The organism is Streptomyces sp. NPDC042371, from assembly GCF_056437465.1.
The window spans coordinates 357,813-380,571 of the sequence record NZ_JBWKAP010000010.1; the positions used below are offsets into that span (position 1 = coordinate 357,813).

The 22,759-nt window shown below is 67.7% G+C and carries 15 protein-coding genes; 11 read left to right on the top strand and 4 right to left on the bottom strand.

Annotated features, from left to right (window positions below; genetic code table 11):
• The first annotated feature begins 108 nt into the window (after positions 1–108).
• Entirely contained in the window at positions 109–1,641 is a 1,533-nt protein-coding gene (eccB, locus tag AC068B_RS30085; protein ID WP_478674728.1) for a type VII secretion protein EccB, read from the top strand.
• A 20-nt stretch (positions 1,642–1,661) separates the two neighbouring features.
• On the top strand, positions 1,662–2,915 hold the full coding sequence (gene mycP / locus AC068B_RS30090; protein WP_478674729.1) for a type VII secretion-associated serine protease mycosin: 1,254 nt from the start codon (positions 1,662–1,664) through the stop codon (positions 2,913–2,915).
• 988 nt (positions 2,916–3,903) lie between these two features.
• Here mycP and AC068B_RS30095 read toward each other — a convergent pair.
• The gene (locus AC068B_RS30095) at positions 3,904–5,286 is read right to left on the bottom strand and encodes a hypothetical protein (RefSeq protein WP_478674730.1); all 1,383 of its coding nucleotides are present in this window, start codon (positions 5,284–5,286) and stop codon (positions 3,904–3,906) included.
• A gap of 38 nt (positions 5,287–5,324) precedes the next feature.
• Positions 5,325–5,762 (bottom strand): hypothetical protein, encoded by a 438-nt coding sequence (locus AC068B_RS30100; RefSeq protein ID WP_478674756.1) that lies wholly within the window; start codon positions 5,760–5,762, stop codon positions 5,325–5,327.
• Positions 5,763–6,164: 402 nt separating this feature from the next.
• Between AC068B_RS30100 and AC068B_RS30105 the strand changes: the two genes are divergently transcribed.
• From AC068B_RS30105 to AC068B_RS30120, 4 genes are all read left to right on the top strand, one after another.
• A complete protein-coding gene (locus AC068B_RS30105) occupies positions 6,165–6,638 on the top strand; it encodes a hypothetical protein (RefSeq protein WP_478674731.1) in 474 nt (157 codons plus the stop codon).
• A gap of 1,558 nt (positions 6,639–8,196) precedes the next feature.
• A complete protein-coding gene (locus AC068B_RS30110) occupies positions 8,197–9,471 on the top strand; it encodes a S8 family serine peptidase (protein WP_478674757.1) in 1,275 nt (424 codons plus the stop codon).
• An 81-nt stretch (positions 9,472–9,552) separates the two neighbouring features.
• Positions 9,553–9,891, top strand: coding sequence for a WXG100 family type VII secretion target (locus AC068B_RS30115; RefSeq protein WP_478674732.1), 339 nt, complete (start codon positions 9,553–9,555; stop codon positions 9,889–9,891).
• A gap of 57 nt (positions 9,892–9,948) precedes the next feature.
• On the top strand, positions 9,949–10,251 hold the full coding sequence (locus AC068B_RS30120) for a WXG100 family type VII secretion target (protein WP_478674733.1): 303 nt from the start codon (positions 9,949–9,951) through the stop codon (positions 10,249–10,251).
• A gap of 128 nt (positions 10,252–10,379) precedes the next feature.
• On the opposite strand, the gene AC068B_RS30125 is transcribed toward AC068B_RS30120, so the two are convergent.
• Entirely contained in the window at positions 10,380–10,685 is a 306-nt protein-coding gene (locus AC068B_RS30125; RefSeq protein ID WP_478674734.1) for a DUF397 domain-containing protein, read from the bottom strand.
• A gap of 95 nt (positions 10,686–10,780) precedes the next feature.
• On the bottom strand, positions 10,781–14,764 hold the full coding sequence (eccCa, locus tag AC068B_RS30130; protein WP_478674735.1) for a type VII secretion protein EccCa: 3,984 nt from the start codon (positions 14,762–14,764) through the stop codon (positions 10,781–10,783).
• 367 nt (positions 14,765–15,131) lie between these two features.
• On the opposite strand from eccCa, the gene eccD reads away from it, so the two are divergent.
• From eccD to AC068B_RS30155, 5 genes are all read left to right on the top strand, one after another.
• Positions 15,132–16,658, top strand: a complete 1,527-nt coding sequence (gene eccD / locus AC068B_RS30135) for a type VII secretion integral membrane protein EccD (RefSeq protein ID WP_478674758.1) — start codon at positions 15,132–15,134, stop codon at positions 16,656–16,658.
• A 46-nt stretch (positions 16,659–16,704) separates the two neighbouring features.
• A complete protein-coding gene (locus AC068B_RS30140) occupies positions 16,705–18,180 on the top strand; it encodes an outer membrane protein assembly factor BamB family protein (protein WP_478674736.1) in 1,476 nt (491 codons plus the stop codon).
• A gap of 233 nt (positions 18,181–18,413) precedes the next feature.
• Entirely contained in the window at positions 18,414–18,701 is a 288-nt protein-coding gene (gene rpsO, locus AC068B_RS30145) for a 30S ribosomal protein S15 (RefSeq protein WP_356257552.1), read from the top strand.
• A 433-nt stretch (positions 18,702–19,134) separates the two neighbouring features.
• Positions 19,135–21,351 carry a polyribonucleotide nucleotidyltransferase gene (locus tag AC068B_RS30150; protein ID WP_478674737.1) on the top strand — a complete coding sequence of 739 codons (2,217 nt, stop codon included), beginning with the start codon at positions 19,135–19,137 and terminating at the stop codon, positions 21,349–21,351.
• A complete protein-coding gene (locus tag AC068B_RS30155; protein WP_356257558.1) occupies positions 21,348–22,727 on the top strand; it encodes a M16 family metallopeptidase in 1,380 nt (459 codons plus the stop codon). Before AC068B_RS30150 ends, AC068B_RS30155 begins: the two co-directional genes overlap by 4 nt.
• The last annotated feature ends 32 nt before the right edge of the window (positions 22,728–22,759 follow it).

Below are 22,759 nucleotides of genomic sequence, written 5' to 3' on the forward strand. Positions count from 1 at the left end.
ACAGGCATAGTAGGGGTCCGGCCCGACAACGGAATGCGGGGGCATGGCCCGCCGCCGCACGGGGGAGCAGCAGCCACTCAGGTCGCCCACGGGGAGAACCAGATACGCATGGCATCACGACGGGACGAGCTCAATGCGTACATCTTCGCCAAGCGCCGCACGCTGGCCGCATTCATCCAGCCCTCACCCTCGGGCTCGGAGGAAGGAGCTCCTCGCCCGCTGCGTGCGGTGGTGCCCGGCCTCATCGTCGCGGTGATCGTCCTGGCCGTCTTCGGCGCGTGGGGAATGTTCCGGCCGGCGGCCAAACCGGGCTGGGACGATCCCAAGGCACACGTGATCATCGCGAGCGACTCGACGACCCGCTACGTCGTCCTGGAGACCCACGGCAAACCCCAACTGCACCCGGTCCTCAACATGGCCTCGGCGAAGCTCCTTCTCGACTCCGACAAGGGCGAGGTCATCAACGTCGACGAGTCCGTGCTCGACAAGGGCAAGATCCCGCACGGCGCCACCATCGGCATCCCGTACGCCCCCGACCGCCTGCCCTCGGCGCCGGAGGCCGGCTCCGCCAAGCGCTGGGCGGTCTGCGAACGTCCTGTCGAGGGCGGCAGCAGCATTCAGAAGGCAGCGTTTGTTCTGGGGGACCGCGACCGGAACAGGACCGAGGGCCGTGAACGCCTGCAGGGCGGCGAACTGTTGTACGTCGTGGGCCCGGACCGGACACGCTATGTGGTCGACGCCCGCGGCAGGGCGTACCGGATCTCGGAGAAGGAGGAGCGCGGACTGCTGCTGCGCGTCCTCGTGGGGTCCGACCGTGAACCGCAGCGGGTCTCCAAACAGTGGCTCGACACTCTGCTCCGGAGAGACGCGATCGACTTCCCCGAGATCGACGGCCCCCCGGGCGCCGACGCGAACGTGCCGGGCCTGCAGGACGACGCGGCCGACAAGGTCGGCATGATCCTCAAGGCGACCGACGGCGAAGGCCCCCAGCACTACGTGGTCCTCCCGGGCCGGATCGCCCCGGTCTCCGACTTCACCGCGAAACTGCTCCTCAGCAGCCCCGACCTGGTCGTCCTCGGACAGAACGGCCGGGCTCGGCAACTGAGCGCCGCGGCATTCAGCCCCGAGACGAAGGAATTCGGGGCGGGGAAGGCATGGCCGCGTGAGGAGCCGAGCACCGCCAACGAAGCGTCCAGCACACGCGGCAGCCGCAACACCGTCTGCAACGTCCTGCGCGACGTCGACGCCGACGACGGCGCGCCCACCCTCAGCACCTGGGCCGGCACCGACTTCCCGGCCACACTTCCCACCGGTTCGTCCAGCGCGTACGTCACGCCGGGCTCGGGCCAGCTCTACCGCCAGTTCCTCGGCTCCGAGACCGAGGCCGGAGGCATCTTCCTGGTCACCGACACGGGCCTGCGCTACGCGATGCAGTCCAACAGCGACAGCGCGACCGACGACGCGGGCATCGGGACGTCCGCGAAGCAGCGCAAGCAGCAAGAGCAGGAGGCGCAACAGGCTCAGACGCGCCTCGGGTACGAAGACACCGTCGTGACGCCGATCCCCGCGGCCTGGTCCAAGTTCCTGCCCACAGGGCCACGCTTGTCGACGGCCGCGGCACGCCAGCCGCAGGGCTCCTGAGGCATGAGGGGGCCGCTGAGATGACGAACGCTTCCGTCGTACGTTCCCGTGGCGCGAGGAGGGCTGCCGGGGCGGTCACGGCCGCGCTGACTCTCGCCGTGGCGACGCCGACGCAGGCCGACGCCGACCCGTCGTCGCCGACCGGTCAGTGCACGTTCCCGTCCAAGAAGTACGAGGGGCGCCCCTGGTCCCTGCAACGCGTGCTCCTGGACGAACTGTGGCTCCAGTCCAGGGGCAAGGGAGTGCGCGTAGCGGTGATCGACACCGGCGTGGACACCAAGAACCCGCAGCTGAAGCCCGCGGTGGACGCGTCCCGTGGCCGCAACTTTCTCCCCGCCAAGAACGACAAGGGCGAGAAGATCGACCGCGGCAAGTCGAACGGCACGACGGACGGCGTCGGTCACGGCACCCGGGTGGCGGGCATCATCGCGGCACGCCCCGCCAAGGGCACCGGTTTCGTGGGCCTCGCCCCGGACGCGACGATCATCCCGATCACACAGAACGACGCGGAGGGCCACGGCACCGCGGCAACGCTTGCCAAAGCCATCGATCACGCGGTCGACGTCGGCGCGGACGTCATCAACATCTCCCAGGACACCGCGAACGCGGCGAAGCCCGCGCCGGAACTGAAGCGGGCGGTGGACAGGGCCCTGGGGAAGCGGCGGGTGGTCGTCGCCTCAGCAGGCAACGACGGCCTGGGCGGCAACGTCAAGAAGACCTACCCCGCGTCCTACGAGGGCGTGCTCGCGGTGGCGGCCTCGGACCGCAACAACGAACGAGCCGCCTTCTCCCAGTCCGGCGACTTCGTCGATGTGGCGGCCCCGGGAGTCGACATGATCTCCACGGTCCCGGGAGGCGGCCACTGCGCCGACAGCGGCACGAGCTTCGCGGCCCCGTACGTCGCAGGCCTGGCGGCCCTCCTCAAATCCAAGCACCCCACCTGGACCCCGCGACAGATCACGGCCCAGATCCAACAGACAGCGGAACGCTCGGTGGCGGGCCACGACCGGCTGGTCGGCTGGGGCATCGCGGACCCGACCCGCGCCTTGACGGAGGACGATCACCCCCTCGAATCCCCTACTCCGCGAGAGGGGATAACCCGCGCCGACGCTCCAACCCCCGCGAAACTCCACCTGGGCGAGACCGCAGAGGAACGAACGGCCCGCCTGGCCACGTATGCCGTCGTGGGGGCGGTGGTTGTGGTGACGGGGCTCGGAGGGGTGGGGGTGGCTGTGCGGGACGCGCGACGCAGACACGGGCGACGTCTGGGGTGACGTTATAGCTTCAATACCCCCCGCCACGTCCACCCGGCGGCCAGTACAGCCTTCGCGAGAGGCTCCGTCACCTCTCGCGTGTCGAAGCGGTACACCTCAACCTGGCGGCTCTTGCCGTCGTCTCCTTGCGTAGTTTCGCGCTGACGAAATACGGCGGGTGCGTGGCCGCGACCATATTGGGAACTAGAGTTGTCACCCGAGCGATTTTCCCATCGTTCGTGCAGGACGCGTACCTCGCGCTTATGAGGGACCAGGCGCATCCTAATCTTCATTCTCAAGCCCACCCTCGCGATCTGGCACTCCGCTACCAGATCCGCCTTCTCGGCCGGCGGGGCATCACGTACGCGGTACGGCACACCAGGTCCGTTAAGTGCGAGTAGGGCACTTCTGACTTCGGACGGGGGTATTGACGGCACGCCACTATCGGGAAATTTGGTGCCGGTCAGCTTGTTCCAGATCCCCACGGCTAATCTCCTGACTCCACATCCAGGCGGACTGTTCGAACAAATGACTGAAAGTCAGCCAAAACTCGGTCATGCTGGGATTCGGTGGCTGTCAGGGTGATTTGGGCAGAGATGCGCTTATCTCCGGGATTCTCTTCGTCCGTGAGAGGCAGGTAAACCTGCGATTGCGCGAGATTCTGGCGCACTCCGTCACGGACGACTACCAAGAGTAGTCGTTGAACCAGGGCGGGAGCACTGCGCGATCCAACTTCGCGGCGAAGGGTCAGAGTCACGTCTTCAGCAACTCTGTGTAGGTACTCTGCCGACTCATCTGCTAGGTCCGCCAAAGAGTTGATGCCTGATAGTTCTTTGCAGTTAATAGTGATGTTGGCCGCGAAACTCGAATCTGGCGAAGGGTGCACTGCGGCAAAATCTGCATTCCCGTCGAGAGTTCCTTGTGGGTGAGCCGGAATCCAGCCGTCTGGCAATCTAAACTTGACAGGCGTGGGCGTCATGAGTAGGTGCTTCCTTCGCTGTGGAGCCGATCACAGCAGTCCTGTGATGGAGTCTTTGAAGGATCCGAGGCCGTCGCCGACGGCATCAATACCATCGCCGACGGCATCAATGCCGTCGCCGACTGCGGAGGCCCCTTCACCCAGCACGTCAGCGGCATCGGAGGCGGTCTTGGCGAACTTGTCAGGATTGACAGTAATTTCGACTCCCAATGCGCCGCCGACCAGAGGCGAAGCTCCCCCTTTTCCGCCGAGGTGGAACGTGCCGTCATCATCTTTTTTGTAACCCCACCAGGCTTCAGCACCCGGGCCGTACCAGCCCTCGGCTGTCCCGCCGATTCCAATGCCGGCGACTTCCCCACCTCCCGCAATGGTTCCTTTCGCCCCACCGAACGCCTTCGCCCCGACCGTGATCTCGCTCTTGGTGACCTTGGCATTCACTCCTGCCTCGACCCCGGCGAAGCCTTCGGCCCGTCCGTACCCGGCGGCGTAAGGGCCGTATTCGGCGCGTCCCTCGGTCAGAGCCCGCAGACCTCCGGAGACCTCTGCCTTACCGACGATGCCCTCTTTGTTGAATCCGTAGTTCGCGGTTGCTCTAGCGCCGAAGTAGCCGTCTGCTATCCCGGCAAGCTTCCAGTCCCCGCGGGTAAGCGTCCCCTCGGCGGTTGCATGTATTGCGTCCGTGTATGCTTTTACGGCGGCCTGTTTGCCATACTTTGGATCTGAGGTTACGGTGAAACCCGCGTCGAGCAGGTTCAGTTTGACATTGCCCTCGATGTCCCAGGCGTCAGTTCGCTCCTCCTTGTGCTGTTCGCGTGCGTAATTCTTTATGTCACCTTGAGCTTGACCATTAAAGCCATGCGGCGTGCCATCGGCGAGGTCCCCATCTATCGCTACTCCTTGTAGGGCTGCCTGAACATCTCTGTCGGCGCTACCCACGTCCTTCACGATCTGGTCGATGAGTTCTTGCCAGGAACTGGCAGCCTTCTTTGCGCTGTCCTGGTATCCTGGATCATGGAGGTAGTCAGTCAGTTGCGCTGCGCTCAGCTTCTCGGTGTTGTAAGAAACGGCTCCTTGGTCGGAAACCTTCATGCCTGCTTCGATCGCGTCTTCGCGGGCGCCTTTGAGGTTGTCGCGTAACGCGCGGAACAGAGCCTCTGCTTCTCGGAGGAGGGACGCGATGGCTTTTGCCTCCGTCTGCGCCTTTTTGAACTCCTTTAGAGTGACCTCGAAGCGCTTATCTGCGGCTTCTGCACTTAGGCCCGTCCAGGTCGACCCCATAGAGATCTGGCGTATGTCACGCTTGTAGGCCACCTCTTGGCCGTGCAGTTTCTTCGTCGCCATATCCTCCCAGCGGTCGGCGGCGCTGCTTAGCGCTGACAGGTCTGTATTTATGATCTCGTTGTAGGTTGGCATCTGTCCCCCATTAGCTGTCGGGCGGCGATGGGCAGCGATCAGTAGGCGTCCAGCGAGGACGAGTTCCGCACCCCGGACTCAACTGCCTCGTCCGTAGCGGTCAGCACGGTGTTGCTGCCTCGTAGGGCCGCTTTCTCGGACGACAGACGGTGCAGCAGGTTTTGCACCTGCTCGCCCCAAGTCTTGTGAGCGTCCCTGAGGGCGTCGGACGTCAGCCACCCGCCGTCCGCTTTCAAGGCCGTCACGGCGGTCATCGTCTCCTCGTTGGCCCAGGCGCCCGCCGCCTTGGTGTCTGGCTCGATGCGATCTTCGATTGCTCGGGCGGCGGCTTGCTTCTCGGCGGGGGAGGACGCCAAGTCTGGTGGCCTCAGCATGGGTGGGTTTGCGCTCGGATCGTCGGGAAGAGCATTCAGCTGTGTCCCGACGGAGGGTGCGCCTTCTCCGTAATCCGTTTCGTCGTGAGCCTCTGCCTTCATCACAAGTCGCCCCGTCTCCCGTCCAGTTGTACTGCGTCGTGCCCCGGCGGTATCGGTGGCGGTTGGGGGTGGCGCCGCATGCATCGTTACGGCATACCTCCAGCGTCAGGATGTCCGCGTATCGAGCAACTTAACAACGTGTCGCGTTTCGAATGGTGTTGTCGCGCGCCTGCCTGGCTGTCTTGGCCGGTACTGGTTCCGCAGTGAGGGTGATCGCGGCTTGTGTGTGGTTTCGGGTCACGGGCTTGTGCCGCGCATTGGCTTGATGGCAACTGCCATAGTCAACAGTTGCGTTGGGGCGCAGCGCGTAGTGGTTAGAGTGATGTAGGGGGTATCTGTTGACCATCAGCCACCGCGATCACGAGAGGGTCGGGCAGGCAGGTAACGGGGAGGGAAGGCCTAGTGCTTTCTGCGAACGTGCACGGGGGTGCCACGGGGTCGTCAGGCGCCGATGTCAAGCGCGGGCTGGAAGCGTTGAAGACGTTCCGGCAGCGCATCAACACGCTTCTCACAGAGTTCGAAGGCTCGGCCGGTGGTTCGTCGAAGGTCGGCGCGCAGAAGGTCTCCCGCGCGTCCTTCAGCGGCCCGGGCAGCGCTTTTCCCGAGGCCGACGGGCTGTATTCGCAGTACGACCAGGTCCACGAGCGGCTGACGTCGCTGTCCAAGATGCTCAGTGATCAGATCGACGCCATGGGGATCGCCGTGCACGGCGCCGACGTCGGCTTCGACAACCTCGAAGAGGACCTCCGGCAGCGCTTCTGGGCGATCCAGACCAAGGTCGGCCGCGAGCAGATGCAGGACGAGCGAGAGCGCAGCGGCAAGCCGGACGCCCAAGGCGGCCACGGCAGCGACAAGTCCGATGCAGGGTGGTCCTAGTGGGTTTCGAAGGACACCGCCTCAACGACATGATCGACTTGGTCGAGGAGGCCGAACCGACGGACATGGAGAGTGCCGGAAGGGCGCTGCAGGGGGCACGGAACGCGATCGCCGCGGCCGCCCGGGAACTCGGTCAGCACATCGACAGGGTCGACTGGGAGGGCGAGGCGGGAGAGGCGTTCCGCAAGTGGGGCAAGAATCTGGTCAAGGACACGCACAAGCTTTCGGACTTCGCCGCTGCTGTGAGCTCCCACATGGAGTCGGCAAGCGCCGGGCTGACGTCCGTGCGCGCGTCCATGCCGCCCCGGGACAGCCGTGTCGACCCGAAGGCTGTGGAGGACATTCCTTCTCCGAAGCGGGTCGAGGGGAACGAGGAGTACGGCGCCGCGGTCAAGGCGGAGAAGCACCGTCAGGAAGCGATCAACCAGATGAACCGGTTGGCGTCGTTCTACCAGGTGTCGCAAGAAGGGATGGCGAGCCAGGAGCCGCCTACGTTTTCGGCGATGCCCGATGTCGGCCTACCGCCGCCTGCGCGCTTCGCTCCCGGGGAGGGCGACGGCGGACAGCAGCCCCCCGCTGCGTCTACTGGCAGCGAGCTGGTGTCCGCGTCATCTCAAGGGCCGGGAGGGGACACGCCCACTCCGGGTGACATGAAGACGTCGGGCGACACGGGTTCGTCGAGCGTGCCCTTGTCGTCCCGCAATGAGACGCCCACCCCCATAGCCTCTGCGGAGCGCCCTGTGGGTACGGAGATCGACAGCATCAAGACGTTGCCCCCACAAGACATCAGTCCTGTGCCGGGCCCGCACCCCTCGACATCCGGCCCTACCCCCAACGACGGTGCTCCTCCACTGGGCGCGGGCCGGTTCAATCCGACCAGCAAAGCACCCACGGTCCGCACACCCGGCCCTGGCGGAGACGCGAAGCGCCCGATGCCCGCGCAGGGGCGAACCGGTACGGGCGGGCCCAAGGGGGCACAGGAGAGCCCTGGGCGTGGGCCCTCGGCGTCGACAGGACGTACGGGGCCGACGGCCCAGGGGCGGAGTATCAGTAATCCGTCGGCGCCTGGCCACCCGCCTGCGGGACGAAGTGTCACCGGCGGGACCCCGCGTCCGCTCGGTACGTCGGAACAGCGACCCGGCATCCCGCACACCGGAGCAGGGCAGACCCGAGGCGTGGTGGGTGGGCGGCCCGCCTCGAATCCCGTCACTGGTTCGAGCGGGTACAGGGTGTCGCGCGGCCCGGTGGTAGGGGCTGAGGGCCCCCTTGATTTGCGAGCTACGAGTGGCAGTGGCAGTAAGCGCGGAAGCTCTGGCGGTGTGGTCGGCAATCCGAAGGCCCGTAGTTCCGCGTCGCCGGGCCGCAAGAGCGGTTTCTCCGTCGGCGGTGCCGGCCTCGTTCGTCGGCCTGCGGGAGATCGGCGCGATCCCGGCAAAGAAGAGGGCGGCGAAGGGCGGCGGGCTGAGTATGCGATCGAGGACGAAGAGACCCATCTGAATGCCGTGCGGCGACACGTACCACCAGTGATCGACTAGTTGTGAGCGAGGGCGTGCAGGGCATGGAGTCAGGGTTCAGTCGACGTGACGGTAGGGCGCCGCTCGCACGTTGCGCTCGGCGAAGAGCCGTCACCGTGGGCTCTGCGGTGGGTGCGCTGACCCTGGTGGCGGTGGGACTGGCTCCGACCGCGGCCGGTGCCGACGTTCACTCCAAGCAGTGGTACCTGGACGCGATGAGCGCCGAGGAACTGTGGAAGGTCAGCACTGGGGAAGGCGTCAAAGTCGCCGTTGTCGATTCAGGTGTAAGGGCGACTCCTTCTTTGAAGGGGCATGTGCTGCCCGGCAAAGATGTCACGGGTGCAGCGGGCGGTGCCCAGGACGACTATTCGGGGCATGGCACGACCATGGCTGAGCTCATCGCGGGTTCCGGTCGAAGCGGTGGCCTGAAGGGGCTGGCTCCGGATGCCGGGATCATTCCCATCCGCACCACGACGGGAAAGGAACTGGGCGCGAAAGAGGGCGACAGCCCTGCTGCCATTAGGGCCGCGGCCGACAGCGAAGCGCGAATCATCAACATGTCCTTCGGCAGCGACTTCATGTCCCAGGCAGAGAAGTCCGCAGTGAAGTATGCGTCGTCAAAGGGCAAGTTGCTGTTCGCCGGTGTCGGCAACGATGCGAAAACGAAGAACTTCGTAGGGTATCCAGCTGCGTACCCCCAGGTTGTGGGAGTTTCGGCAGCTGATCGTTCCGGGAAGGTCGCCAAATTCTCCGAATTCGGAGAGTACGTCGATCTCGCCGCCCCCGGCCTCGACATCCCCCGCTGGTGCGACGCCACGTTCCGCTCCTACTGCGACGAAGGCGGCGGCGGCACCAGCGCGGCCACCGCCATCGCCTCCGCCTCCGCCGCCCTCGTCTGGTCCAAGCACCCCGACTGGACCGCCAACCAGGTCCTCCGCGTCCTCATCGACACCGCGGGCCGCGACTGGCCGAAGGACGAGCCCAGTGACTACCTCGGCTACGGGCTGATCCGGCCCGCACGCAACGTCGTGAAGGGCGAAGGGAAGCCTGGTCCCGCGGACGTCGATCCCATCACCAACAAGAAGACCGCCGGTGCCGGTTCTGATGGCGGCTCGACCCCTGCCGCATCCGCGCCCGCCGAGGCACCTTCACCGCCAGGGAAGGGGACGGCCTCGGACGGCAAGGAGACTGCCGCCGCCGAGCGCGCCTCGGACGACGAAGACGGCAGCAACCTGCTGTGGCCGGTCCTGGGCGGCCTCGCCGCAGTCGTGGCGGTCGGCGGCGGCGCTTTCGCGGTGCGCGCTCGACGTCGCGCCTGAACTCGGCACATCACGACGACGCTTCGCCCAATTCATCCGACTCATCTCACCCCGACGACAGTTCGCGAAAGGAGCCCAGCCGTGGCTGACGGCCAGAAGTTGAACAACGAGCAAGTGGCGCTTCTGAAGAAAGAGATCGTGGGCAAGTACGACTCGGTTCAGAAGCAGCTCAAGCGCCTCCAGGGCACGCTCGACACGATGGAAGGCAACTGGCGGGGCATCGGAGCGCATGCCTTCGACAGGAAGCAGACCGAGATCAACGAGCACATGCGGGCGGTCGGAAACATCCTGGTGGACTTCCTGGAAGGCATCAGCGGCAACGAGAAGCTGACCGACGGGCTCGAGGACCAGGTCAGGTCGACCATGGACGGCATCGACGTCCAGTACGGCGGACAGCACTCGGCGATCAGCAGCTACTGAAACCGCTGAGGTCTTCGAGGGGCGAGTCCCCCACAACTACTGAGAGACGGGGCAGGCATGGCAAACGTGCACATGGACGAACTCGCGGTCAAATACGGCGGCCTTGACGCCATCACCACTGAGCTCGGTATTCAGGCCAAGCAGTTGGAAGCGGACCTCGCGGACATCAAGCGGGCCGTCGCCAAGGTGGCCGAGGGCTGGGAAGGCGAGGCCCACACGGCGTACATCGCGAAGCAGAAGGAATGGGACAAGCACGTCGAGGCCATCCACCGCGCCTTGGTCGACATCGGGCAGAAGGTCGGCCAGGCCGGCGGTGACTACCGGGGCGGCGACCTGAAGGGTGCCAGCTACTTCCAGTGAGCCCGGGCCGGCGCAGGCTTGCTTCGAGCGAGCCCGAGCCGGGGCACGGCGTAGACGAATCGGGGTGGACGCGCGCGGGAGGCGTCCACCCCGTCCTTCACGGGGCCGACAGACGAGCGGCCCCATCCTCACTCGGCCGTCGCGACCCCGCCATTGCGCACAGAAGGCTCCAGGTCGAACTCCCCGTCCCGCGCGCCCAGGACGAACGCCCGCCATTCCGCCGCCGTGTACCGCAGCACGGTCTCCGGATCCAGCGACGACCGCATGGCCACGGCGCCCTCGGGCAGGTAGGCGATCTCCACCCGCTCCTCGTGCTCCTCGGTGCCCGGCGCGCTGTGCCACTCGATACCGGAGATGTCGAGAGCGTAGAGCTCCTCCTTCTCGCGTTCCTTGCGAGCCTTCTCCTGCGCCTCGGTGTCAGGTGCGTCGGTCATGGCGGAGGGTCCCTTCACAACGTACGAAAGAGCTGTGGGGCCACCCTACTTGCGGGCTCTGTCCCTGTTCAGAGGTTGGGAAGAACGGCATCCCCTCAGAATTCCCCGTCCACCAGCCCTGTCTGCACCATCGGCTTCCCCCGCTTCCGCGACACGAAGATCCCCCGGCCGACCGGCATGGGCCGGGGTCGTACCCCGCCCAGGATGTCGCCCTCGTCCGGGTCGCCGGCCAGGACCACGCCCTGGGCCCCGAGCTCCTTCACCCGCTGCATGAACGGTTCGTAGGCCGCCCGTCCCGCACCCGCCGTCGAGCGGGCGATGATGAAGCGCACGCCCACGTCCCGGGCGAACGGGAGGAGCTCGGTGAGGTGGCCCAGCGGGTTGCCACTGGACGTGGACACCAGGTCGTAGTCGTCGACGATCACGTACACCGTCGGGCCCTGCCACCAGCTGCGCTCGCGGAGCTGCCGTGCGGTGACGTCCGTGGGCGGGGTGCGCCGCTGGATCAGGTCGGCCAGGGCCGCCATGTGGTGGTCCATGGCGTTGGACATCGGGATGTACTCGGCCAGGTGGGAGGCCGGAGCGGCGTCGAGGAGTGAGCGGCGGTTGTCGACCACGAAGAGCTTGCAGACGTCGCCGCTGTAGCGCTCGGTCAGCCGTTTGATGAGCAGCCTCAGGAGATTGGACTTGCCGGACTCGCTCTCGCCGAAGACGAGGAAGAACGGGTCCTGCTCGAAGTCCAGGAAGACCGGTGCGAGGTTGTTCTCGTCGAGGGCGAAGGACACGCCCCGGTCCGGGTAGGCGTTGCCCGCGGGCAGTTCGTCGGCCGGCAGCTCGCGCGGCAGCAGGCGGACGGCGGGAGCGCCCGGCACCGTCCAGTGCCGGGCGACTTCGGTGGCCAGGGCCGCCGTGGCCTCGGCGAGATCCGAGTCGGAGGACAGCCCGTCCATACGCGGGACGGCCGCCATGAAGTGCTGCTTCTGTGCCGTCTGGCCGCGACCAGGCACTCCGGTGGGAACGTTGGCGGCGACCTTCCGGTCGAACTCGGAGTCCATGGTGTCGCCGAGCCGCAGTTCGAGACGGTTCATGAGGTGGTCCTTGAGGTTCGCGCGGACCTCCATGGACCGTGACGCGGTGAGGATCAGGTGGATGCCGTAGCCGAGGCCCCGCGCGGCGATGTCGAGGACGGCCGGCTCCAGACCCTCGTACTCGGAACGGAAGTTGCCCCACCCGTCGATGACCAGGAAGACATCACCCCACGGCTGGTCGGTCACCGAGATGTCGCCACGGGCCCGGCGCGCGCGGAAGTCGGCGATGGACGCGATACCCGTCGTGCGGAAGTACTCCTCGCGACGGGACAGAACGCCGTACACCTCGGCGACCGTACGTCGCACCCGCTCGGGGTCGAGGCGCGAGGCGACGCCGCCGACATGGGGGAGTCCGGCGACGGACGCCATCCCCCCGCCGCCGAAATCGAGTCCGTACAACTGCACTTCGTACGGGGTGTGGGTGAGGGAGAAGGCCGCCATCAGCGAGCGCAACAGGGTCGATTTCCCGGACTGGGGTCCGCCGACGATCTGCATGTGACCGGCTGCCCCGGAGAAGTCGCACCACAGGGGGTCGCGCCGCTGTTCGTAGGGCTTGTCGACGAGGCCCAGCGGTACGACGAGACGTCCCGCCCCTTCGTAGCCGGGCTGGGTGAGGCCGCGGCCCTCCACGGCCGTGAGCCCCGTGAGCAGCGTGTCCAGGGACGGCGGGCTGTCCAGCGGCGGCAGCCACACCTGGTGGGCGGCCGGGCCCTGCGCCTCCAGGCGGCGCACGATCACGTCGAGGACGGTGTCGGCGAGGGCGTCGTCCGCGCCGTCCGTGTCCGGCGCCGCGGCGGCACGCGGCTCGGGCACCGCCGCGGCCGCGTACCGCACGGGCACCTCGGCCGCGGTGAACAGCACTGGACGCCGGTCCACGGGGAGCGGGCCGCCCGAAGTGGTGGCCTGACCCGATTCCGACCGGTACACGCCGGAGACGTAGGCGGCCTTGAAACGCACCATTTCGTCCGTGCCGAACTTCAGGTAGCCGGATCCGGGCACGTTCGGCAGTTGATACGCGTCGGGCACTCCGAGAGCGGCGCGTGACTCGGCGGCGGAGAAGGTGCGAAGCCCGACGCGGTACGAGAGGTACGTCTCCAGACCCCGCAGCCGACCCTCCTCCAGGCGCTGCGAAGCCAGCAACAGATGGACGCCGAGCGATCGGCCGATGCGGCCGATCTGCACGAACATGTCGATGAAATCCGGCTTCGCGGTGAGCAGCTCGCTGAACTCGTCGATGACCAGTACCAGGGACGGAATCGGCTGGAGCGCGGCGCCCGCGGCACGTGCCTTCTCGTAGTCGTGGATGTTCGCGTAGTTGCCCGCGTCCCGCAGCAGTTCCTGGCGGCGGTTGAGCTCGCCCCGGATGGAGTCGCCCATGCGGTCGACGAGCGTCAGGTCGTCCGCCAGGTTGGTGATGACCGCGGCGACATGCGGCATCTGCGCCACGCCGGCGAAGGTCGCACCGCCCTTGAAGTCAGCGAGGACGAAGTTCAGGCTCTCCGAGGAGTGCGTCACCGCGAGGCCGAGCACCAGCGTGCGCAGCAGCTCCGACTTGCCGGAACCGGTGGCCCCCACGCACAGCCCGTGCGGACCCATGCCTTCCTGCGCCGCCTCTTTGAGGTCCAGCATCACGGGACGGCCGTCCTCGCCGACGCCGATGGGAACGCGCAGCCGTTCCGAGAGCGAGCGAGGGCGCCATGTCCGCCTCGTGTCCACCGAGTCGGCGTCACCGAGATTGAGCAGGTCGGTGAACTCCAGTTTGGCCAGCAGCGGTTCGTCGTCGTCGCCTCCGGAGGGGACGCGCAACGGGGCAAGCTGCCGGGCGAGCGCCTCGGCCCCCTCGTACGACAGGACATCCGGAGTTCCTTCGTACACCAGGCCGTGGTCCGACTCGATCCGCAGCGCCCCCGGATGCACTGCGAGCGACAGACCGCCACGCCCATGCGCCAGTTCGCCCGGCACCACCTCTACGATCGTCACGCCCTGTAGTCCCTCGGGCGACGCGAGGGCCGCTGTCGGGGACAGCGACAGTCCGTCGAGCACGACGACGATGTGCGGCTCGTCCGGCAGGGGGGATCCCTCGGAGTGGAAACGCGGCCGACCCTGCAGCCGTGCGTTGAGCATGGCCTCCAGTCCGATCGGGTCACCGGTGATGAGGCGTCGGCTACCCGCTCCGTCCGCGACCCCCGGCGTCTGGCTGTGCGGCAACCATTTGGTCCACTCCCAGGCGGGCGCGGCGGCCGTGCCCGCCCCGACAGCGATCACCAGGTCCTGGGGGGAGTGCAGCGAGGCAAGGGAGGCGGTGAGCGCACGTGCCGTGCTCCGTGCCGTCTCGGGGTCCCCGCTGACCGTCACGTGGTAGAAGGCGCGCAGCGAGATGGCCATGGGCAGGTCTTCCAACGTGCTGTGCGCGGCGAGGAAGCGCTGCATCGCGCCCGCGGTGAGCGGCTCCAGTTCGTCCACTGGCGCCGTCTGTGGCGGTACGAGCGGAGTGGCGAGTGACTGAGGGCCCAGGCCGATGCGCACCTGTCCGAAGTCCGCGTCGCCTGTGCGCCGCTCCCAGACCCGGCTGCCCTCGGCGACCAGGGCCCACAACTGCTCGGGGGAGGGGTGGAGGTAGTACTGCGCGTCGCGCTGTGCCCGCGCCGTCTCGACGGCGGTACGCCGGGTCTGCTTCAGATACCCGAGATAGTCGCGCCGCAGGTCCGCCAACTGCCCCTGATTGCCCCGGCGGTAGCGGATCAGCATCGCCACGGACATGGCCACCGTCGATGCCACCATCACCATGCCCATGACCTTCATGAACGGATGTGCGCTCGGCATGAAGAAGAACACCACGGAGCCGCCCATGCCCAGCATGGGCAGCAGCTGCATCATCGCGCCCTCCTGCTGCCCGCGCGGCAGCTCGGGCGGGGGCTGCAGCACGACCTCGTCGGTGGGGACGGCGGAGGGCAGCGTGCGAGGTGGGCGCTTCACGACGATGTGGCTCACTGAGCACCAATTCCCTTGTAGGGGCGGGCGTTCCGTTCGCCGCCCGGATGGCCGGGCGATGCGATCGCCGTGTGATCCTACTGATACCGGTAGTCACCACCCGGGGATAGGGTGCCGGATGTGCACACGAGCGGCGGTTGATTCGGCCAGTGACAGGTGGTGTCAACTGGCCGAAGAATGGGGCCATTTCGTGGTACGTGGTGGGGGCGCCGTCCAAGAATCAGCCAGGTGGGTCGGTTTTCCCGCGACGTGCGGCGCAATACGACACAGTCGGTGAACAGGCGCGGTTGCCACATCAGTAACACGGGCACCGGAGCTGACCGTGACCGGCAGCAACACCGGCATCAGCATTGAGGGGGAGCAGCAGGTGAGCACGACGGCCTCCACGACGGCCACCGGATTCGGGCGGCCGGGCAGCGGAAACCCGCCTGAAGGCTCATCCGGACACGGCTCCGGAGCCGGCACCGGCACGGCCTTCGGCTTCTGCCGGGTCACGATCGTTGCGCCCGACAGCCGCATCGACGTGGCACTGCCCGACGACGTCCCTGTCGCCGACATCTACCCCGAGATCCTGCGGCTCTCCCGGCAGGAGCCGGCCGAGGGCGCACCGGTCGGCTATCACCTCGTGCGACGTGACGGCGCCGTCCTGGACAGCGCCCGCACCTTCGCCGCCCAGCGCATCCTCGACGGCGAACTGCTCACGCTGCGCCCCTTCTCCGAATCGCTGCCGCCCGCCGTCTTCGACGATGTGTCCGAGGTCGTCGCATCCGCGGTGACCCGCGACCGCGTGCTGTGGACCGGCGACCTGACGCGCGGCGCCGGACTCATCGGCGGGACCGTCCTGTCGACACTCCTCGCCTACGTGGCGTGGGCCGCCGATCCGCGCCACGACATGCATGGACTGCCGGGCATCCTCGCCGCCGTCGCGGGCGTACTGCTGCTCACGCTCGCCGCCGTCCGCGCGCGCGTGTACGACGACCGGGCCTCGGCCCTCGCTCTCGGCCTCGGCGCGCTGCCGAATGTGGCGGTGGCGGGCTCCGGCCTGCTCCCGACGGCTGACGGAGAGGGCGTGGGCAGGCTGCAGTTCCTGCTGGCCTGCGCCGCCGTCCTGACGGCAGCCGTGATCCTCGGCCTGCTCTCGCCGCGCAGCGTCGGTCCGTTCGTCGCCTTCGTCTTCGCCTCCGCGGTGGGCCTGCTCGCCGTGTTCCTCGCGGCGCTGTGGCAGCTGGAACCTGTCGAGACCGCTGCCCTGTGCGCTCCGGTGGCCGTGGGGGCGCTCGCCTTTCTGCCCGGTCTTTCCATGCGGTTCGCCCGTCTGCCCATCGGTTTCGAGCCTCCGCACGGTACGCGTGGCAGCTACGGGACGGACCCGGCCCCGCAGGAGCCCGTCGACGCGGAGCGCATCGCGGCCCAGGCCCGCCGTGGTCAGGAACTCCTCGTCGGGCTCGTCGGCGGTTGCGCGGTCGTGGCGATCGGCTCCACCGCGGTCCTCAGCTTCTCCGGCGACAGGTGGGGACAGGTGCTGGCCTTGGCCACGGGGATCGCGATGCTGATGCGGGCGCACCTGTTCCGCTACACCGCTCAGGTTGCCGCCGTGCTGGCCGCAGGCCTGGTTGCGCTCGTCCTGCTCGGCATCGGCCTCTGCCTCGACCTGCCCGGCGGTTCGGCCGGTGACAGCGCGGCCCTCGATCTGCGGACCATCTGGCTCGTCGCGGCGATCGCGCTGGCGGCGGCCCTGGTCATCGGCATCGGCCTGGTCGCCTCACGTACCGGAGTGACTCCGTTCTGGGGCCGTTCCCTGGAGATCGCCGAGTCTCTCGTCCTGCTGACCCTGGTGCCGCTGACCCTCGCGGTTTTCGAGGTGTACGCCGAGGCCAGGGCCATGACCAGCTGATGAGCCACGCCGCACCTACTTCACCTTTCAGAGAGGCCCCGTCAGCGTGAGCTTCGGACCGCCCCCGTCCCGCTTCACCCAGTCCGCGGTCGCGGCAGCCGAGGGAAAGAAGAGGCGTACGTCGATCGTCGTCGGCGTACTCCTGGCTCTGGTCGCGGCGCTGTGCTCCGGCGCCTGGGCGCTCTGGGGGACCAGCGGCGATGACGTATCGGATGCGCGGCCGGCGTCGGCCGGGCAGCCTCCCGACGCGATCCGGGAGACGGTCGAGAAGAGTCCCAGGACCCCTGAGGGCGGCACCACCGCCGAGTACACGGCCAAGACGCTCAAGGAGGGTGAGCAAGCCTCGACGCTCGGCTTGTGGGCGACCGACAAGATCGTCGCGAAAGGGACCGGCAACGTCGTCAGGGGCATCAGGACGAAGGACTCCGAAGAGGCGTGGCAGATCAAGTTCCGCGGGCCTGTCTGCGCGGTGACCCGGCACGTCAGCGTGGACGGCAGGACCGCCGTCGCCTACTCGGGGCAGCGCCCGGCGAAGGGTGACAAGGGGCAGGACAGCACGACGGTGGCCTGCGACCGGATCGCTGTGTTCGACGTGGACACGGGCAGGAAGCTCTGGGACAAGAAGCTGCCCGGTGAGAGTGCCTCAGCCATGGACGTCAACGTGACGATGACGCGGGGCGCCGTGGTCGCCGCCACAGGGCAGGCCTCGGTGGCGTACGACATGACCAGCGGCAGGCGGTTCTGGGTCGACACCACGATCTCGAACTGCGCCGACCTCGGCTTCGCCGGAGGCCGCGGTCTGCTCGTCCTGAAGAAGTGCGGGGATGCCACTGATCCCGAGTTCCGCGTGCAGAAGATTGCCCCGCGCTCGGGCAAGTCCCTGTGGACGTACAAGGTCGCCCCGGGCGTCCAGGGCGTCAGGATCGCTTCCTCGAAGCCGCCCGTCATCGCGGTCGCGGCCGGAGACATACAGGTCACCACCTTGATCGCCCTCACTGACCGTGGCAGGCAGCGGAGCACGATCCGGCTGGAGGAAGACCGCTACGTACACGGCTGCGACGGGACCTTCGCCGCCAAGGTGGAGCTCTGCACAGGGGTGGTCGTCGGGGACCGGCAGCTCTACATGTCGACAAGGCCGCGCGACTTCTCCCCGGAGACCTCTTGGGGCCATGCATCCAACGAAGTCGTGGCCTTCGACCTGGACACCGGGAACGGCGTGCGCAAATTCGACGCCAAGCCGGGGCGCCCCATGTTCCCGCTGCGGATGAGCGGCGACCGGGTCATCGCGTACAGGGAAGCCGCAAGCGCGCCCTCCGCGGCCGTCAGCCTCGATCCGGACTCGGGCAAGGAGAGCCTCCTGCTGCTCTTCGGAAACGCCGAGATGCCGGAGATGACCGCCGTCGACCCACCGGACGTGGTCTACGAACGCGGCAGGATCTTCCTCGCGACCACCGGCGTAGAGCGGGCGAAGGACGACGATCCGCACCAACTGGTGATGAGAGGATTCGCGAGCAGCCACTGACGGCGGCTCCGGGGCCGCCCCGTCCCGGCCAAACCCCCCCACAAGCCGACTGGTACCCTGTGAAACGACCGTCTGTATGCGCACCTCCGAATCCCCAGGGATCCGGACCCCGGGCCCACCAGGACCCGGACCCGCGCCGGACGGCTCATCCCCGCCTCCCGAGTCACGGAAGCTTCCCTGAGATTGAGACCAGGGGCACTCGGAGGCACTCGAAGACATCACGAGGAGTACGCGTGTCGCTCGACGCCGCTACGAAGAAGCAGATCATGACCGAGTTCGGCCAGAAGGAGGGCGACACCGGCTCCCCCGAGGTTCAGGTCGCGATGCTCTCCCGCCGTATCTCGGACCTGACCGAGCACCTCAAGACGCACAAGCACGACCACCACTCCCGTCGTGGTCTGCTGATCCTGGTCGGCCAGCGTCGTCGCCTGCTGCAGTACCTGGCCAAGAAGGACATCCAGCGCTTCCGTACGCTGGTCGAGCGCCTGGGCATCCGCCGCGGTGCGGCCGGCGCCAAGTAAGACCAAGCAGGACCGAGTAAGACATGGTGAAGGGAGCGGTTCCCACTCGAGGCACTCGAAGGGGGCCGCTCCCTTTGCTGTACATGCGCGGTGCCGCCGACACTTTGTAGTCTGGTGACACACGCGCGTCCCCGAGGGCGGGAAAGCCCCCGGGGCGCGAGAACGAAAACCCCCACGAGGGAGAGGCGCACCCAGCCGCCGCCGGTCCTCGGTAGTGGCCCCCGGGAGACATCTCCGGGTGCTTCGATCGAAGACCGGCCCGCACACACGGCGCGCTTCTCCACCCGGTCCCGGTCCATGCAGGACGCATGGACGCGGCTGCGGCAGACGCAGCAGACGCAGCACGAGCGATGAACGCGGATGCACGGGACACCGTCTCCGGTCCACACGGGACCAGGGGCGCGAAGACGAAACGTAGACACGTAGGAGAACAGTGGAGAACGAGACCCACTACGCCGAGGCTGTTATCGACAACGGCACGTTCGGCACCCGCACCATCCGCTTCGAGACGGGTCGCCTGGCCAAGCAGGCCGCCGGCTCCGCCGTGGCGTACCTGGACGATGACACCATGGTGCTGTCGGCCACCACCGCTTCCAAGCGGCCCAAGGACCAGCTCGACTTCTTCCCCCTGACGGTGGACGTCGAGGAGCGGCAGTACGCCGCAGGCAAGATCCCCGGTTCGTTCTTCCGTCGTGAGGGTCGCCCCTCCGAGGACGCGATCCTGACCTGCCGCCTGATCGACCGCCCGCTGCGTCCTTCCTTCCGCAAGGGCCTGCGCAACGAGATCCAGATCGTCGAGACGATCATGGCGCTCAACCCCGACCACTTGTACGACGTGGTCGCGATCAACGCCGCCTCCTGCTCCACGCAGCTGGCCGGCCTGCCCTTCTCGGGCCCGATCGGCGGCACGCGCGTGGCGCTCATCAAGGGCCAGTGGGTCGCCTTCCCGACGCACACCGAGCTCGAGGACGCCGTCTTCGACATGGTCGTCGCCGGTCGCGTCCTCGAGGACGGCGACGTCGCGATCATGATGGTCGAGGCCGAGGCCACCGAGAAGACCATCCAGCTGGTGAAGGACGGCGCCGAGGCCCCGACCGAAGAGGTCGTCGCCGCCGGTCTGGAAGCCGCGAAGCCCTTCATCAAGGCCCTCTGCAAGGCCCAGTCGGACCTCGCCGCGAAGGCCGCCAAGCCGACCGGCGACTTCCCGGTCTTCCTGGACTACGAGGACGACGTCCTCGAGGCCCTGACCGCCGCGGTCAAGACCGAGCTCGCCCAGGCGCTCACCATCGCCGGCAAGCAGGAGCGCGACGCCGAGCTGGACCGCGTCAAGGAGATCGCCGGCGAGAAGCTGCTCCCGCAGTTCGAGGGCCGCGAGAAGGAGATCTCCGGTGCCTACCGCGCGCTGACCAAGAAGCTGGTCCGCGAGCGCGTCATCAAGGACAAGGTCCGCATCGACGGCCGTGGCGTCACGGACATCCGTACGCTGGCCGCCGAGGTCGAGGCCATCCCGCGCGTGCACGGCTCGGCGCTGTTCGAGCGTGGCGAGACCCAGATCCTGGGCGTCACCACCCTCAACATGCTCCGCATGGAGCAGCAGCTCGACACCCTCTCCCCGGTGACGCGCAAGCGCTACATGCACAACTACAACTTCCCGCCGTACTCGGTCGGCGAGACCGGCCGCGTCGGTTCGCCGAAGCGCCGCGAGATCGGCCACGGCGCGCTCGCCGAGCGTGCGATCGTGCCCGTGCTCCCCTCGCGCGAGGACTTCCCGTACGCGATCCGCCAGGTCTCCGAGGCCCTCGGTTCCAACGGCTCGACGTCCATGGGCTCGGTCTGCGCCTCCACGATGTCGCTGCTGAACGCCGGTGTGCCGCTGAAGGCCGCCGTCGCCGGTATCGCCATGGGTCTGATCTCCCAGGAGATCGACGGCCAGACGCACTACGTCGCCCTCACCGACATCCTCGGTGCGGAGGACGCGTTCGGTGACATGGACTTCAAGGTCGCCGGTACGAAGCAGTTCGTGACCGCGCTCCAGCTCGACACCAAGCTCGACGGCATCCCCGCCTCGGTCCTGGCCGCCGCGCTGAAGCAGGCCCGCGACGCGCGTCTGCACATCCTCGACGTGATGAACGAGGCGATCGACGTTCCGGACGAGATGTCCCCGAACGCGCCGCGCATCATCACCGTCAAGATCCCGGTGGACAAGATCGGTGAGGTCATCGGCCCCAAGGGCAAGATGATCAACCAGATCCAGGAGGACACCGGCGCCGACATCACGATCGAGGACGACGGCACCATCTACATCGGTGCCGCCGACGGTCCGGCCGCGGAGGCCGCCCGCGCCACGATCAACGGCATCGCCAACCCGACCATGCCGGAGGTCGGCGAGCGCTACCTGGGCACCGTCGTGAAGACGACGACCTTCGGTGCGTTCGTGTCCCTGCTCCCGGGCAAGGACGGTCTGCTGCACATCTCGCAGATCCGCAAGCTCGCCGGCGGCAAGCGCGTGGAGAACGTCGAGGACGTCCTCGGTGTGGGCCAGAAGGTCCAGGTCGAGATCGCCGAGATCGACTCCCGCGGCAAGCTCTCCCTCATCCCCGTCATCGAGGGTGAAGAGGACGACGACAAGAAGGACGACACCGACAAGTGACGTCGCGTAGCACCACGACGACGGCCCGCACCTCTTCGGAGGCGCGGGCCGTCGCCCGTACCCAAACCCTGATCAAGGGCGAGAACGGCATCGGAACCGTCCGCAGGACGACCCTCCCCGGCGGCCTGCGCGTCGTCACGGAGACCCTGCCCTCCGTGCGCTCGGCCACCTTCGGCATCTGGGCCAACGTCGGCTCCCGCGACGAGACGCCCTCCCTGAACGGCGCCACGCACTACCTGGAGCACCTCCTCTTCAAGGGCACCAAGAAGCGCAGTGCCCTGGACATCTCCGCCGCGCTCGACGCGGTCGGCGGCGAGATGAACGCCTTCACGGCGAAGGAGTACACGTGCTATTACGCGCGCGTGCTCGACACGGACCTGCCCCTCGCGATCGACGTCGTCTGCGACATGCTGACGGGTTCCCTCATCCTCCAGGAGGACGTCGACGCCGAGCGTGGCGTCATCCTCGAAGAGATCGCGATGACCGAGGACGACCCGGGCGACTGCGTGCACGACCTGTTCGCGCACACGATGCTCGGCGACACCCCCCTCGGCCGCCCGGTCCTCGGCACCGAGGACACGATCAACGCCCTCAACGCGGACCGCATCCGCCGCTTCTACAAGAAGCACTACGACCCGACCCACCTCGTGGTCGCCGCCGCGGGCAACGTGGACCACAACAAGGTCGTACGCCAGGTCCGCGCCGCCTTCGAGAAGGCAGGCGCGCTCCGGCACACCGACGCGACCCCGATGATCCCGCGCCAGGGCTCCCGCACCCTGCGGACCTCGGGCCGCGTCGAGGTCATCAACCGCAAGACCGAGCAGGCCCACGTCATCCTCGGCATGCCGGGCCTGGCCCGCTCCGACGACCGGCGCTGGGCCCTGGGCGTGCTGAACACGGCACTGGGCGGCGGCATGTCGTCCCGCCTCTTCCAGGAGGTACGGGAGAAGCGCGGCCTGGCCTACAGCGTGTACTCGTACACGTCGGGCTTCGCGGACACCGGCCTCTTCGGTGTGTACGCGGGCTGCCGCCCCAGCCAGGTGCACGACGTCCTGAAGATCTGCCGCGACGAGCTCGACCAGGTCGCGGAGCACGGTCTGACGGACGACGAGATCGGCCGCGCCATCGGCCAGCTCGCGGGCTCCACCGTGCTCGGCCTGGAGGACACCGGCGCCCTGATGAACCGCATCGGCAAGAGCGAGCTCTGCTGGGGCGAGCACATGTCGGTCGACGACATGCTGGCCAGGATCTCCGCGGTCACCCCCGACGAGGTGCGCGAAGTGGCCCGCGACGTGCTCGGCCACCGCCCGTCCCTGTCGGCCATCGGCCCGCTCAAGGACAAGCAGGCGGCCCGCCTCCACGAAGCGGTCGCCTAGGCCGCCCGAGGGCCCAACTCCCTTAAGGAATC